At 72.7% G+C, this 14,664-nt stretch carries 9 protein-coding genes; 3 read left to right on the top strand and 6 right to left on the bottom strand.

Going from position 1 to position 14,664, the window contains the following annotated elements; all coding sequences use genetic code 11:
* The first annotated feature begins 37 nt into the window (after nt 1-37).
* Both LAJ50_RS05705 and LAJ50_RS05700 read left to right on the top strand, forming a co-directional pair.
* The gene (locus tag LAJ50_RS05705) at nt 38-1,612 is read left to right on the top strand and encodes a tetratricopeptide repeat protein (protein ID WP_138655246.1); all 1,575 of its coding nucleotides are present in this window, start codon (nt 38-40) and stop codon (nt 1,610-1,612) included.
* A 249-nt stretch (nt 1,613-1,861) separates the two neighbouring features.
* Nucleotides 1,862-2,716, top strand: a complete 855-nt coding sequence (locus LAJ50_RS05700; RefSeq protein WP_138655248.1) for a PhzF family phenazine biosynthesis isomerase — start codon at nt 1,862-1,864, stop codon at nt 2,714-2,716.
* Nucleotides 2,717-2,744: 28 nt separating this feature from the next.
* Here LAJ50_RS05700 and LAJ50_RS05695 read toward each other — a convergent pair whose 3' ends face one another.
* The 4 genes from LAJ50_RS05695 to mrcB form a co-directional block, all read right to left on the bottom strand.
* Nucleotides 2,745-4,382: an NAD+ synthase gene (locus LAJ50_RS05695; RefSeq protein ID WP_138655250.1), complete on the bottom strand. Its 1,638-nt coding sequence runs from the start codon at nt 4,380-4,382 to the stop codon at nt 2,745-2,747.
* 266 nt (nt 4,383-4,648) lie between these two features.
* Nucleotides 4,649-6,661, bottom strand: coding sequence for an ATP-dependent DNA helicase (locus LAJ50_RS05690; RefSeq protein WP_138655252.1), 2,013 nt, complete (start codon nt 6,659-6,661; stop codon nt 4,649-4,651).
* Nucleotides 6,662-6,692: 31 nt separating this feature from the next.
* Nucleotides 6,693-7,220, bottom strand: coding sequence for a tetratricopeptide repeat protein (locus LAJ50_RS05685; protein ID WP_138655254.1), 528 nt, complete (start codon nt 7,218-7,220; stop codon nt 6,693-6,695).
* Nucleotides 7,217-9,646, bottom strand: coding sequence for a penicillin-binding protein 1B (gene mrcB, locus LAJ50_RS05680; protein ID WP_224096491.1), 2,430 nt, complete (start codon nt 9,644-9,646; stop codon nt 7,217-7,219). Before mrcB ends, LAJ50_RS05685 begins: the two co-directional genes overlap by 4 nt.
* 97 nt (nt 9,647-9,743) lie before the next feature.
* On the opposite strand from mrcB, the gene LAJ50_RS05675 reads away from it, so the two are divergent.
* Nucleotides 9,744-11,879, top strand: coding sequence for a glycosyltransferase (locus LAJ50_RS05675; RefSeq protein ID WP_138655258.1), 2,136 nt, complete (start codon nt 9,744-9,746; stop codon nt 11,877-11,879).
* Nucleotides 11,880-11,940: 61 nt separating this feature from the next.
* Here the strand turns inward: LAJ50_RS05675 and LAJ50_RS05670 are convergent, their stop codons facing one another.
* Together LAJ50_RS05670 and LAJ50_RS05665 are read right to left on the bottom strand one after the other, a co-directional pair.
* Nucleotides 11,941-12,801: an EcsC family protein gene (locus LAJ50_RS05670; RefSeq protein WP_130524947.1), complete on the bottom strand. Its 861-nt coding sequence runs from the start codon at nt 12,799-12,801 to the stop codon at nt 11,941-11,943.
* A gap of 2 nt (nt 12,802-12,803) precedes the next feature.
* A complete protein-coding gene (locus tag LAJ50_RS05665) occupies nt 12,804-14,378 on the bottom strand; it encodes a hypothetical protein (protein ID WP_224096545.1) in 1,575 nt (524 codons plus the stop codon).
* Between the last annotated feature and the right edge of the window lie 286 nt (nt 14,379-14,664).

Raw genomic sequence — 14,664 nt, 5'->3', positions numbered from 1 at the left:
CGCAAGGCTCCTTTTTCGTTTTCAACGGGGATGACGCATGGAAGCAAGCCGGCTGCCGTCTTTGCTGTGGGCCGCGGTGTCGTGGGCCGCGTTCGCCGGGTTGGGCGGTTGCCAGGCCGGATCCACCCCACCCGCTCTTCAGACAGCCAACGCCGCGTCGGTTCCCCCTTGGTCCAAGGATGAAGCGGCGGCCTATCTGGCAAAGATCACTGAGGTCGCCGCAATTCCGGATGCGCACGCGCGCTGCATCGCCGCTCCTGACCTGCCCGGCAACCGCTGGCCATCCGGGGCCGCCCGCTCCCGCTGCGACGCGCTTCTGGAGGGGCCCTGGCCCATTGACCGCATCGAGGCGCTGTTGAGCGAGCCGGACGGCGGGAAACAGCTCGACCAGGCGTTCAGCAGCGCACAGGCCGCCTATGCACAGGCGCCTCGTCAGCATCCGGAGTGGGAGCGCGCCTTCGAGGCCTTCGAGAACGAGTCAAGAGACCTGCCCGATGTCAGCAAGACCGCGGAGGCCTGGCTTTCGCAGTCGCCACAGAGCGTCTACGCGATGACGGCGGTAGGCCTGGCCTATCTGAACAACGCCTGGAGGCAACGGGGCGGTGGCTTCGTCTCCGAGACCTCGCGGCAGCAGCTCAACGCCATGCAACGCTGGCTGGACCGGGCACGTCCGGTGCTGCAGGAGGCCGTGGCGACCGATCCCCGCCAGGGCTATGCCTGCGCGGGCCTGTTGGATATCGTGCGGATGGGCAGCGGCCCGCCGCTCGGGCAGGACACCGTCGAACGCTGCGCGCGGGCCGAGCCCTACCTGCCGGGTTATCTCAGCTCCATGCGTCTGGCGGCTATGCCGCGCTGGGGCGGGAGCTGGCAGGCACTGGCCTCCTTCGATGCCTTCATCGAAGCCCCGGCGCAACAGAATCCGGCATTGGCCTACATGCGCCATACCACGCTCCTGGAGCAAGGCATGGCGTTACAGCGCGACAAGCAGCGCGCCGCGGCCTTGCCGCTGATGATCGCGGTCGCCACCGACGCCCCGCACGGCGCAGCGCTGGCCGGTGCCGCACGCGCCCTGCTGGAAGCCGGGCAGTTTGATGACGCCATGGTCTACATGACTCAGGCGGTCCGCTTTGAGCCGCGCAACGTCGCCGTGCTCAATGAACTCGGCGAGATGTACCAGAAGCACGGCGACCACGCGCAGGCGGTCCGCATCCTGCAGGACACCGTCGACCGCGGACTGGCAAGTCCGGGCACCTACACCAAGCTGGCTGTCTCCGCGGAAAAGCTTGGCGACTACGCCACAGCGAAGCAGGCCTACACGGTGCTGCTGCAGGAACCACGCCACCGGCAGTGGGCGCAGACCTGCCTGTGCGACATCGTCGTGCGTCGGGAACACAATCCCTCCGGTGCGCTGGCCTGTACGCGGGAGCTGGTCGCGGCTCTTCCGGACGACCCGATGGCGAACTTCATGCGGGCATGGGTCCTGACCCAGCAGCATGATCCCGGTGCCGAAGCGGCGGCGCAGCGCTTCTTTTCCCTGCCGCAGGGGTCCGATCCGCGGCAGGCGCAGATGACCACGCAGCTTCAGGAGCTTCGTGCCGGGAAGAGGCAATAGGGCGCGCCAGGGGCGAGTGGCGAAGGCGACCGCGGAGGTGCAAAGCCCGGCATATTGGTTCCCCGCGGTAAAGCCACCGGATTCCCGCCTTCGCGGGAACGACGATCGGAGGTTTCTGGCGGAGCGACGATGCGCGCTCGTAGCCAGAAGCCACGGCCGCGGGTGGAATCCAGCATCGCGTCGCGGTGGTGGGCCGCGTGCGCGCCACGCCCTAAGCTGGGGCGACTCTCCTGCTCCCGAGGTCCGTGCATGTCCTCACCCGATGTCCTGCACTACAGCGCGTTCACCGATCGGCCCGAGGGCGGCAATCCTGCCGGTGTCGTGCTCGATGCCTCGGGCATGTCGGCGGCGGACATGCAGGCGCTGGCCACGCGGCTTGGATATTCCGAATCGATCTTCGTCCAGCCGGGCGAGGCGGGCACGTTCGACGTGCGCTACTTCAGTCCGCTGGACGAGGTGCCGTTCTGCGGCCACGCCACCATCGCCGGCGCGGTCGCGCTGGCCGAGCGCGATGGCCCGGGCACGCTGCGCTTCCGCACCCGCGCCGGCCTGGTCGAAGTAGCCACCGCACGCGAGGACGCCGGCATCGGCGCGACCCTGACCAGCGTCGCCCCGCACGTGTTACCGACGCTGCCGCCGGGCCTGCTCGACCAGGCCCTGGCCCGACTACGCTGGAACGCCGACGAGCTGGACCCGGCGCTGCCGCCGGCCGTCGCCTACGCCGGCGCGCGCCACCTCATCCTGGCCGCGGGCACACGCGAGCGGCTGGCGCGGCTGGACTACGACTTCGCCGGGCTCAAGGCGCTGATGCAGGCCCACGACCTGACCACGCTGGCGCTGGTCTGGCGCGTGTCGGACCGCGAATTCGCCGCGCGCAATCCTTTCCCCATCGGCGGCGTGGTCGAGGATCCGGCCACCGGCGCGGCGGCGGCGGCGTTCGGCGCCTATCTGCGCGCGCTCGGCGCGGTGCGGGCGCCGGCCGATCTCCGCATCGTGCAGGGCGAGGACATGGGCCGACCGAGCCAGCTGCGGGTGCACGTCCCCGACGCGGGTCCGATCCTGGTCAGCGGCCGCGCGGTGCCAATCCCGGCGGCGGACGGCTAGGGCCCGCCCCCTTCCCGGGCCGGCCCGCTCAGGCCGGATAGCGGTTGCTGATCGGGTAGCGGCGCTCGCGGCCGAAGGCGCGCAGGGAGACCTTAGGACCGGGCGCGGCCTGCTGGCGCTTCCATTCGTTGACGCGCACCAGGCGCACCATGCGGTGGACCACGTCCGCGTCGAAGCCGGCGGCGATGATCTCCTCGCGCGACTGCTCCAGGTCGACGTAGCGCTGCAGGATCGCGTCGAGCACGTCGTAGGGTGGCAGCGAGTCCTGGTCGAGCTGGTTCTCGCGCAGTTCGGCCGACGGCGGGCGGTCGATCACCGCCGGCGGGATCACCGGCGCGCCGCCGACGGTATTGCGCCAGCGCGACAGCGCAAACACCTCGGTCTTGTACAGGTCCTTGATCGGCGCGTAGCCGCCGCACATGTCGCCGTAGATGGTGGCGTAGCCGACCGCGTACTCGCTCTTGTTGCCGGTGGTCAGCAGCAGCCCGCCGAACTTGTTGGACAGGGCCATCATGATCGCCCCGCGCGCGCGCGACTGCAGGTTCTCCTCGGCGGTGTCGACCGGGTGGCCCTCGAACAGCGGCCCCAGCGCCTCCAGATAGCCCTTGAACGGCGCCTCGATCGCCACGGTCTCCATGCGCACGCCCAGCGCGCGGCACTGCTCCTCGGCCAGCGAGTTGGACAGCCCGGCGGTGTAGCGCGAGGGCATGCGCACGGCGGTGACGTTGTCGGCGCCCAGCGCATCGACCGCCAGCGCCAGCACCATCGCCGAGTCGATGCCGCCGGACAGGCCGACCCAGACCTTGCTGAAGCCGTTCTTGCCGCAGTAGTCGGCGATGCCGCGCACCACCGCGCGCCAGGCCAGTCCGTCGCGGCTCTCGTCGCCCTCGTCGCGCCACAGCACCGGCGAGAACACGCGCGAGGCGGCGTCGTAGTCCGCCACCAGCCACTGCTCGGCGAAGGCCACCGCCGCCGGCGAGATCTCGCCGTTGCCACTGGCCACCACCGAGGCGCCGTCGAACACCAGCGCGTCCTGGCCCCCGACCACGTTGAGATAGGCCAGCGCCACGCCGGTCTCGGCCACGCGCTGGGCCAGCAGCGCATCGCGCTGGGCGTGCTTGCCGTGTTCGAACGGCGAGGCGTTGGGCACCAGCACCAGCTGCGCGCCGGCGCGCGCGGTGTCGGCCAGCGGTTCGGCGAACCACAGATCCTCGCAGATCACCACGCCGACCGGCACGCCCTTGACCTGGAACACGCAGCTGCCGCCGTCGGGATCGACGTGGAAGTAGCGACGTTCGTCGAACACGTTGTAGTTGGGCAGCTCGCGCTTGCGGTACGTCGCCTCGATGCGCCCGTCGCGCAGCACGCTGGCGGCGTTGTAGAGCACGCTGCCGGCGCTCTCGGGCCAGCCCACGACCGCGACGATGCCGGTGGCGGCCTGGGCGACCTGGGCCAGCGCGCGATGGCAGTCGGCCAGGAACGAGGGCCGCATCAGCAGGTCCTCCGGCGGATAGCCGCTCAGCGCCAGCTCGGGGAACAGCACCACGTCGGCGCCGTATTCGTCCCGGGCCAGGGCGATCTGTTCGATGATGCGCCGGGTGTTGCCCGCCACGTCGCCGACCGGATAGTCGAACTGGGCCATGGCGATGCGAAGCGTTGCGGACATGGGTCACCTGATGCGATGCGGGACAGACCCGCGCATTATTTCAGAAGCGCCCGCTCGGCCTGTGCGAACGACGCGCCGGGCGCGACCGTCGGTGAAGTCGGACCTTGTCGGTCAAGCCTCTCGCCGGCATGCCGGCTCCCACCAATCAAAGGCAAAAGGCAGAGGCGGAGGAAGCGGGCTGGGTGGGAGCCGCCATGGCGGCGATGGGGCTTTCCCGAGTGTCCTGCCCTCCCCTTTCCGCACCGGCTCCCCAACCAGCGCTTCGCTCACTTGCCGAAGAACGCCGCCACATCGGCCACTTCGCGGGTCCGCGCGAACGGCGGCAGCGACTGCATGAACACCCGGCCGTAAGCCTTGCCCGACAGGCGCGGGTCGCACAGCACCAGCACGCCGCGGTCGGTCTCGCTGCGGATCAGCCGGCCCACGCCCTGCTTGAGCGCGATCACCGCCTGCGGCAGCTGTTCGTCGCGGAACGGGTTGCCGCCGGCGTTGCGGATCGCCTCCAGCCGTGCCTCGAACACCGGGTCGTCCGGCGCGGCGAAGGGCAGCTTGTCGATCGCCACCACGCTCAGCGCCTCGCCGACCACGTCCACGCCCTCGCGGAAACTGGCCGAGCCCAGCAGCACGCCGTTGCCCGATTCGCGGAAGCGCTGCAGCAGCGTGGCGCGCGGCGCCTGGCCCTGCACGAACAGCGGCCAGGGCGCGTCGCGCAGCGCCTCGGCGGCCTCGCGCAGTGCGCGGTGCGAGGCGAACAGCAGGAACGCGCGCCCATCCGAGGCGTGCAGCACCGGCAACAGCGCGGCGACCAGTGCCGTGCCGTAGCCGCGCGCATTGGGATCGGGCAGCCCCGGCGGCTGATAGCACAGCGCCTGGCGCGGCCAGTCGAACGGGCTGGGCTGCAGCAGCGTGTGCGGGTCGTCCAGGCCCAGGCGCTGGGCGATGTGGTCGAAGCCACCGCCCACGGTCAGCGTGGCCGAGGTGAACACCCACGCCGCATGCGAGGCCTGCCGGTGCTGGCGCAGCGGCCCGGAGACATCCAGCGGGGTGCGCTGGCAGCGGAAGCCGCGCGGGGTCAGCTCGTACCAGAAGACGTCGGTCGAGGCGTCGTGCGGCGCGCCTTCCGGCGCCAGCGGCAGGTCGTCGAGATCCGCCGGGGGCACATCCGCATGGCGCAGCAGGGCCTGCGGCCCCTCCGCGCTGTCCTCCCCCAGCCAGCGCAGCAGGCGGCCGGTGATATCGCGGCAGCGCGCGTTGCAGGCGTCCAGGCCCGGCGTGGTGTCGGCCAGCGGCGCCAGCGCGCGGGCCAGGTCTTCCAGCGCCACGACCAAGGCGTCGAAGCCCTCGCGCACCGGCGCGCTGCCCAGCGCGCGCTCGCGCGTGCCGCGCGGCGGCAGGAACTCCATCGCCGCGCGCAGTTCGCGCAGGGTCTGCTCCGCCGCGGCCACCGGCGGCTGCAGCGGCGCCAGCGCGCCGGGCGCCTGGCGCGCCTCGACCAGGACATCGCGCAGCAGCTCCTGCAGCGGGCGCAGGCCGAAGCCTTCGCCGAAGAAGTTCGCCGCCAGCTCCGGCAGCTGGTGCGCCTCGTCGATCACGAACGCCTGCGCGCCCGGCAGGATCTCGCCGAAGCCCTCCTGCTTGAGCGCCAGGTCGGCCAGCAGCAGGTGATGGTTGACCACCACCACGTCGGCGGCCTGGGCGCGCTGGCGCGCCTGGACCACGAAGCAGTCGTCCCAGAACGGGCATTCGGTGCCCAGGCAGTTGTCCACGGTCGAGGTGACCATGGGCAGCAGCGGCGAGTCCTCGGGCAGGGAGTCGAGCTCGGCCATGTCGCCGTAGCGGGTGCGCCCGCTCCACACCACGATGCGCTGGAACTGGTCGGCCTGCTCGCGCGAGACGAAGCGCGGCTCGCCGCGCGCCTGCGCCAACCGGTAGCGGCACAGATAGTTCGCCCGCCCCTTGAGCAGCGCGGCGCTGTGGCCCACGCCGAGCGCGGCGCGCACGCGCGGCAGGTCGCGGTGGAACAGCTGGTCCTGCAGGGCGCGGGTGCCGGTGGACAGGATCGCCTTCAGCCCGGACAGCAGCACCGGCACCAGGTAGGCGTAGGTCTTGCCGGTGCCGGTGCCGGCCTCGGCCAGCAGGGTCTCGCGCGCATCCAGCGCATCAGCGATGGCCCCGGTGAGGGCCAGCTGCGCCTGGCGCGGGACGAAGTTCTCCAGGCGCTGGGCCAGGGCGCCGCCCTCACCCAGCGCCTCGCAGCTGGCCTGCGACAGCTGCGCCATCAGCGCGCCGCGCGGCGGCGACCGGCGCCGCTCACATCCGGTCGAAGCCGGCCACAGTGCAGGCCGCGATCTGGACGTGCGCCGAGGCCGCGTTCTGCGTCTCGCCGCGGGCGATCTGCGACTGCTCGATGGTCGACCAGTGGCGCCGGCACAGCGGGCCGGTCTTCGAGCCCAGCGACAGCGCCTTGCGCGCCAGCGTCTCGGCGCGCTCCCAGTCGCCCAGGGCCAGGGCGACCTCGGCCCGCTCCTGCAGCACGGCCGGATCGTCCGGGCTGATCAGCAGGGCCTGGTTGAGAGCGTCGGCCGAGGCCTGCCAATCGCGGCGGCGCTGGGCGGCCACCGAGGCCTCGCGCAGGTCCTCGACCTGCGGGTCGCGGATCGGCTGCACGTCCAGTTCGCGGTCGTCGGTCTTGGCCACGGCCAGCACGGCGTTCAGCGCCTGGGTCGGGGTCAGGCGCGGCGGCGCCGGGGCGGCCGGCGGCGGCGGCGGTTCGGTCACGCAGGCGGCCAGCGGCAGCAGCAGCGCGCAGGCCAGGGCAAGGCGGCAGGGGCGGGTCATAGCGGGCTCGTGGACGGCGGCGGCGGGGTCGGGGTCGGCAGTTCGCGGGCCGGGGCTTCCGGCTCGTCCTTGGGCGGCAGGCCGAACCAGCGACGCCAGCCGCCGGACTGCTCCTCGGGCGCGGTGAACTGCTGGCAGGGCTGGTACGGCGGCGCGTGGCCGGCCACGAACGGGAACCGGCGCGCGCCCGGGCAGCTGGCGTCGGTGGCGGCCGACTCGGCGACCCACTGCCAGTCCAGGCCCTGGCTAGAGACCTGCAGCGGCGCGCTGGGCAGGCGCGAGAAGATGCCCGACCAGACCTTCATCGCGCCGGTGGCGCCGTACAGGCCGGTCTCCAGGTTCTCGTCGTTGCCCATCCACACCACGGCCAGATGATCGCCGGTGTAGCCGGCGAACCAGCTGTCGCGGCCGTCGTTGCTGGTGCCGGTCTTGCCGGCCGGGGACAGCCGTCCCAGGCCGTCGCTGAGCAGCTGGCGGCCGGTGCCGTCGGTGACCACCGCCTGCAGCGCCACGGTGACCAGGTGGGCGGCGATCGAATCGCCCTCCTGCGCCTTGGCCGGCGTCTTGTCGTAGCGGTTGAGCACCCGGCCCTGCGCGTCGATCACCCCGCGCACGGCGTGCAGCGGCTGGATCTGCCCGCCCGACGCCAGGAACTGGTAGGCCTGCGCCATCGCGTACGGGCTCTGTTCGGTCGCGCCCAGGATCAGCGAGGGATTGACCTCGGCCTCGACGCCGGCCAGCACCTTGAGCAGGTCGGCCACGCGCTGCGGATCGACCTTCAGGCCCACCCGCACCGTGGCCTGGTTGTAGGAATGGGCCAGCGCGTCGATCACCCGCACCCGGCCGTGGCTGCGGTTGTCGGAGTTGGACGGGCTCCAGCTCCTGCCGCGGCCCAGGGGCACGGTGATCGGCTCATCGTCCACCCAGCTGGCCAGCGACCAGGTATCGGGCTGCGACAGCGCCAGCAGGTAGACGAAGGGCTTGATGATCGAGCCGACCTGGCGCTGGGCCTCGACCGCGCGGTTGAAGCCGGGCACGGCCACGTCGCGGTTGCCGATCACCGCCAGCACGTCGCCGTTGTGGGTGTCGGTCAGCACCAGGCCGGCCTGCAGCGGCGGGCGCTTGCCCTTCTGCAGCTGGTCGATGGTGCGCTTGACCGCGCCTTCGGCATAGGCCTGGGCCGAGGGCGACATGCCGGTCATCACGGTCAGGCCAGCGCCCTGCAGGGCATCGGCCGGGTAGTCGTGGGCCAGCTGGCGGCGCACCAGGTCCACGTAGGCCGGGAAGCGGTTGGCCGCGGTGATGCCCGGGTCGGCGGTCACGCCCAGCGGGGCCTTCACCGCGCGGTCGAACTCCTTCTGGTCGATCAGCCTGGTCGCCAGCATCCGGCGCAGGGCCAGGTCGCGGCGCTCGCGGGCGCGCTCGGGATGGCGGCGCGGATCGTAGTAGGACGGGCCTTTGACGATGCCGATCAGCAGCGCCATCTGCTCGGTTGACAGGCTGTCCAGGTCGCGGCCGAACCAGAACTCGGACGCCGCCGACACGCCATGGATGGCCTGGCTGCCGCGCTGGCCCCAGTACACCTGGTTGAAGTAGGCCTCCAGGATGGTGCGCTTGTCGTAGCGCGCCTCCAGGATCAGCGCGTACAGGATCTCGTTGAACTTGCGGCCCACGGTCTGCTCGCGGCCGATCCCGAGCAGGCCGCTGCGGGCCAGCTGCTGGGTCAGCGTGCTGGCGCCCTGGCGCACCTGGCCGCCGCTGCTGACGAACTCCCAGCCGGCGCGCGCGATGCCGGACAGGTCGATGCCGTGGTGGGTGGCGAAGTCGCGGTCCTCCACCGCCTGCAGGCCGGTGACCAGCAGTTCGGGCACGTCCTCCAGCCGCACCAGCCGGCGCTCTTCCTGCTGCTGCCCGTAGAGGGTGGCGATGCGCGCCGGGTCCAGCCGCGCCGAGCGGATGTTGCGGCCGCGGGCCAGGTCGCGCAGGCCCTGCACCTCGCCGGCCGCCAGGGTCACCTGGATGCGCGTGGCCGGGATGATGTAGTCCACGTCGGTGAAGCCGCGGCTGGCGATGGTGAAGCGGTTGCCGTCGCGCGCGTAGGTGCCGGGCAGCTGGCCCTTGCCGTCGTCCTGGTAGGAGGCCGCATCCAGCTCGGTCTTCAGCGTGGCCGCATCCAGCGCCTCGCCCTCGGCCAGCGGCAGCGGGCGGGCGTAGACGCGGGTGGGGATCTGCCACTGCAGCGCGCCGAAGCGCTGGCTGACCTGGTGGTTCAGGTAGGCCACGTACGGAATCATGAAGCCCAGCCCCAAGCCCAGCAGCGCCAACACGGCGGTGATCAGGCGGTTGCGCCAGGCCGGGGGGGCCGTTGTGGCCTCGTCGTGCTCGTCGTCGTACGCCTCGTCGGCGTCGTAATCGTTGCGGGCCACAGGTGATGCGACAATGAAAAGGACAGGAGAGTCTAGCGCAGCCCCGCACGCGGCCGGCCGCGGGGCCTTCCGCCCGATCAGCCGGAGTTGAGTTCTGATGAGGATGTTGTGGGATGAGGCGCGCTTCGCCTGGACGCGGGCGTCCTCCACCCTGCGGCGCGTCATCGCCAGCGCGCGCAGCCGCGGCCTGGCCGCGACCGCCCGCCGCGCCTGGCAGCGCCTGGCCGGTGCCCTGACCCGCCCCGCTCCCGCCCGGCCGCTGTGGCTGCCGGCCTCGCAGCCGTTCTCGCCCTTCGCCGTGCCGGCCGCCGAGGCGCCGCTGGCCAGCCTGGTCATCCCGGTCTACGGCCAGCTGCAGATGACCGTGGACTGCCTGCGCGCGCTGGCCGCCCGGCCGCCGGCGCTGCCGGTGGAGATCATCGTGGTCGACGACGGCTCGCCCGACGCCACCGCCGCCTGCCTGCCGCAGGTGCAGGGCCTGCGCTACCACCTGCGCCCGCGCAACGGCGGCTTCATCGCCGCCTGCAACGATGGCGCGGCGCTGGCGCGCGGGCGCTACCTGGTGTTCCTCAACAACGACACCCTGCCCCAGCCCGGCTGGCTGGAGGCGCTGCTGGGCACCTTCGACACCCACCCCGGCACCGGGCTGGCCGGGGCGAAGCTGGTCTATCCGGACGGCCGCCTGCAGGAGGCCGGCGGCGTGGTGTTCGCCGATGGCTCTGCCTGGAACTACGGCCGCTTCGACTCGCCCGACGACCCGCGCTATGGCTATGTTCGGGAGGCCGATTACCTGTCCGGCGCCGCGGTGGCGATCCCGCGCGCGCTGTTCGAACAGGTCGGCGGCTTCGACACCCGCTACGCCCCGGCCTATTACGAGGACACCGACCTGGCCTTCGCCGTGCGCGCGGCCGGCCAGCGCGTGCTGTACCAGCCGGCCTCGGTGGTGGTGCACCGTGAAGGTGCCACCGCCGGCAACGACACCGGCAGCGGCATCAAGGCCTACCAGGTGCGCAATGCCGCCGTCTTCGCCGACAAGTGGCAGGCCACGCTGCAGGCCCATCCGACCCAGCGCAGCGAACCCTCGCCGGCCAGCCTGCATGCGCACCAGCGCCAGGTGCTGCTGATCGACTCGATGACGCCGCGGCCGGACCGCGACTCGGCCTCGCTGCGGCTGGTCAACCTGATCGCGCTGCTCCAGGAGGAAGGCGCGCACGTGGTGTTCGTCGCCGCCGACCTGGCGCACGTGCCCGGCTACACCGAGGCGCTGCAGGCCATGGGCGTGGAGGTCTGGTACGCACCGTTCGCCACGGCCCTGCCGCGTTTCCTGCGCCAGCACGGCGCGCGCTTCGCCACGGCGATGGTCTGCCGCCACTACGTGGCCGACGCGGTGGTGCCGCTGCTGCGCACGCATGCGCCGCAGGCCAGGGTGGTGTTCGACACCGTGGACCTGCACTACCTGCGCGAACAGCGCGGCGCACAGACCGGCGGCGATGCGGCCATGCTGCGCCAGGCGCAGGCCACCCAGGCGCGCGAACTGGCGGTGATGGCGGCGGCCGACACCACCGTGGTGGTCAGCCCGGTCGAGGCCGGGGAACTGGCGCGCGTGGCGCCGCAGGTGCGCGTGGAGATCCTGTCCAACCTGCATCGCCCGGCCACGCCCGGCGGTGCGTTCGAGGACCGCGCCGACCTGCTGTTCGTCGGCGGCTTCCACCACCCGCCCAATGTCGATGCGGTGGTGTGGTTCGGCGAGCAGGTGCTGCCGCTGATCCTGGCCCGCGCCCCGCGCCTGCGCCTGCACGTGGTGGGCATGGACCCGCCGCCGCAGGTGCGGCGCCTGGCCGGCGCCCATCTCATCGTCCACGGCCACGTGCCCGACCTGCAGCCGCTGCTGGACGCCAGCCGCATCGCGCTGGCGCCGCTGCGTTTCGGCGCCGGGGTCAAGGGCAAGGTCAACCAGGCCATGGCCCACGGCCTGCCGGTGGTGGCGACCTCGATCGCGGTCGAAGGCATGCACCTGCGCGACGGGCTGGACGTGCTGGTGGCCGACACGCCCCAGGCCTTCGCCGATGCCGTGCTGCGCCTGGACGGCGACGCCGCGCTGTGGCGCCAGCTGTCCGGCAACGGCCTGGACAATGTGCGTCGGCACTTCTCGCTGGACGCGGCGCGCGCGACGGTAAGGCGACTGTTCTTTGAAGCGGGAACGCGTGAAGAGGAACGGGGAACGAGTGGCTGACAGAGCCGGCGCTACCGCCTTCGCTTTTTCCTCGTTCCTCTGAACTCCCTCCTTGCTCCCCCTACTCCTCCATCAGCCGCGCCAGCGCCTCATACGCCACGCGCACCGTCTCCGGGCCGTGCAGGCGTTCGAGGCGGCGGACGACGAAGTGGCCGCGGGCCATGCTCTGGAAGTGGTCGGTGAACACGGCATTGACCGTCGCCCCGCCCAGCGCGCCGAGCACCGGCATCCACTGCGCGGCGGCCTTCTCGCTGACCTGGATCGAGTAGCGCTCGGCGATGGCCTTGACCAGCCCGACCAGCACCGGCGCGCCTTCCTTCTGCAGGCCGTGGCGCGCCACGTGCGTGGCCGCGTCGGCGACCATGCGGCTCATCGCCTCGCGCGCGGCGTAATAGCCGACCTCGGCCGCGTCGTCGGCCGACGATGGCCCGCCCATCGCCAGCACGCGCACGCATTCCAGGCGCACGGCCGGGTCGTTGAGGTCGGCACCCTCGCTGCGGGCGATGTCGGCGATGGAGCGCAGCATGATCGTGGTGGTCAGCGGCAGTTCGATCGCCAGCGCGGTCAGGCCGAACGCGCCGCCGAAGGCGCCGGTGGCCGAGGTCGCGCCCAGATGCCACCAGTCCGAGGACTTGCGCGCGCCTTCGGCCGGCACGCGCGTGTCCAGCGTGGTCAACGACAGGCGCAGGGCCGCGCCGATGGCCTTGCGCGTGGCCGCGGCGATCAGCGCATGGGCGCGGCGCGGCAGGAAGCCGACCAGCCGCTCCACCGGTGCGCCGACCAGATTGGCCACGCGCGCGCCGAAGCTGGGGTGTTCCAGCCTGCGCACGGCCTGGCGCAGCTGTTCGAGCTCGTGCGGGCCGAGCGTGCCCGCCTGGCCCGCCGGGATGAGTTCGCCGACCAGCGGCTGTGCGCGGGCCATGCTCAACCGCCTCCGGCGCGGGCGTGGGCGATGCGCGCGGCGAAGTCGGCCAGCCCCGGCGCGCTGCGGTCCAAGCCGCGCGCGCGCTGCAGGGCCTCGCTGGCGACGCCGAGCTCGCCGGCGCCCAGGCGCTCGCTGCCGATATCGATCCAGCGCATCGCCAGCTGCCGGCGCGCCGCCGTCAGGCTGGCGTCGCCCGGCGCCATCGCCTGCCAAGCATCCAGGCAGGTCTGCGCGGCGCGCACGCGGTTGGCGGCCAGCGCGCGGCTCACGCAGCCCTGCACGTTGGGCAGCAGGCGCTGCGCGGCGCGGCGCACGGCCGCATCGTCCGGGGCCAGCGCCTGGGCGGCGCGCAGCTTGTCGTAGGCGCTTTCGCCCGGCGGCTCGACCCAGTCGCCGCGCGTCTGGGCGCGCTCGGCCGCTTCCAGCAGGGCGATCACCCGGCGCTGGCGCTGCGGCGAGGGCGGCGCGGCCTGCTCCAGGCGCGACTGGCTGCGCTGGGCGCGCTCGATCGCACGGGTGGCCTCGGCCACGGCGGCCGACTGCGGCGCCAGCGCGCGGGCCTGGGCCAGCGCAGCGCGCGCCTGTTCGAAATCGAAATCCGCCGCGCGCCGCTGCGCATCTTCCGCATAGGCCCGGGCCACTTGCTGCACACCGCCCGCGGCGGCGGCATCGCCGGGCGCGGCGGCAAGGATGGCGCGGTAGCGTTCGAGCGCCGCCTCCAGCCGGCCACGGCGCAGGTCGGCCTCGGCCAGGCGGCGCTGATCGTCCAGCGCCCGCGCCAGCTGCGCGCGTGCGGCCGGCAGGTCGAAGTGGCCGGCGTCGAAGCCCCTCACCTGCTCGATCAGCTGCGCACCTTTCGCCAGTTCCCCGGCCGAAAGCGCGCGGCGCGCCTGCTGCAACTGGTCGGACAGCAGGTCCTCGCGGCCCTCCAGCGCGGTGGTGTTGTCCGGCTGCAGGGCCAGCACGCGCTGGAACAGTGGCAGCGCGGCATCGTCGCCACCGACGATGCGCCCGGCGCCGCGCGCGGCCACGGCCTGCGCCAGCAGCGTGCCGATGCCCGCGGCGCGGGCCTCGCGCTGGCGCAGCTCGGCGGCGACGGCATCCGCATCGGCGCGCGGCACCTGCAGCTGGCGGGCGAGGTCCAGCGCGGCGCTTGCGCCCGCGAGGTCGCCGGCGGCCAGCGCGGCGCGCGCCTGCTCGACCGCCGCACGACCGACGCGGGCCAGGCCGTCGCGCGCCGCGGTGCGGTCGTTGTCCAGCGCCAGGGCCGCCTCGAAGCGCTGGCGCGCACCACTGCCGTCGGCGGCGCTCAGCCGGCCCTGCTTCAGCGCGGCTTCGCCCTGATCGAGCAGGGCCTGCACGCGCGTGCCCTGCCACAGCCAGTCGGCGATCGGCTGGCGCAGCGCCACCGCCGTGGCCAGCAGCACGAGCGCGACCGTGCCGGCGACCCAGGGCCAGCGCCGCGTCTGGCGCCGCACCGGCAGCGGGCGCACGCGTTCCGGCTCGCCTGGCGTGGCCTGCCAGTCGATGCGCGGTTCGATCCTGCCGTCAGGCAATCGGTCTTGCGGCTCCATCACGCGCGGCAGTATCCGCCAGCCAACGTGACAAGCCGTTCCCTATGCTGAACGGCCGGCTGCGAGAGACCGGGCACTACGACTTACCGTCATTCTCGCGAACGCGGGAGGTGCTTCTTGGGAGACGCATGCTGACGGGCCAGCGTCTGTGGCATGGCATGCACAAGTCGCCGGGTTCCCGCGTTCGCGGGCAAGGGAAGCGTCATCTGCCCCTCCCCTTGCCCGCGCGGCGGGCAGGGAGAGGTTGAGATGGGGCGCTTCTTGTGCCATGCCTGAAGCGTCCAAG

Origin of the sequence: Pseudoxanthomonas sp. X-1 (assembly GCF_020042665.1) — a bacterium.
Taxonomy (GTDB): Bacteria; Pseudomonadota; Gammaproteobacteria; order Xanthomonadales; family Xanthomonadaceae; genus Pseudoxanthomonas_A; species Pseudoxanthomonas_A spadix_A.
The sequence above is the reverse complement of the archived record's forward strand: the minus strand, read 5'-3'. Positions and strand labels throughout refer to the sequence as shown.

Excerpts from the sequence above, each read along its gene's own strand:
- LAJ50_RS05705 (WP_138655246.1), top strand. The coding sequence starts at position 38 with ATGGAAGCAAGCCGGCTGCCGTCTTTGCTGTGGGCCGCGGTGTCGTGG.
- LAJ50_RS05675 (WP_138655258.1), top strand. The coding sequence starts at position 9,744 with ATGAGGATGTTGTGGGATGAGGCGCGCTTCGCCTGGACGCGGGCGTCC.
- LAJ50_RS05690 (WP_138655252.1), bottom strand. The coding sequence starts at position 6,661 with ATGGCGCAGCTGTCGCAGGCCAGCTGCGAGGCGCTGGGTGAGGGCGGC.
- LAJ50_RS05670 (WP_130524947.1), bottom strand. The coding sequence starts at position 12,801 with ATGGCCCGCGCACAGCCGCTGGTCGGCGAACTCATCCCGGCGGGCCAG.
- LAJ50_RS05685 (WP_138655254.1), bottom strand. The coding sequence starts at position 7,220 with ATGACCCGCCCCTGCCGCCTTGCCCTGGCCTGCGCGCTGCTGCTGCCG.
- LAJ50_RS05695 (WP_138655250.1), bottom strand. The coding sequence starts at position 4,382 with ATGTCCGCAACGCTTCGCATCGCCATGGCCCAGTTCGACTATCCGGTC.
- LAJ50_RS05700 (WP_138655248.1), top strand. The coding sequence starts at position 1,862 with ATGTCCTCACCCGATGTCCTGCACTACAGCGCGTTCACCGATCGGCCC.
- LAJ50_RS05665 (WP_224096545.1), bottom strand. The coding sequence starts at position 14,378 with ATGGAGCCGCAAGACCGATTGCCTGACGGCAGGATCGAACCGCGCATC.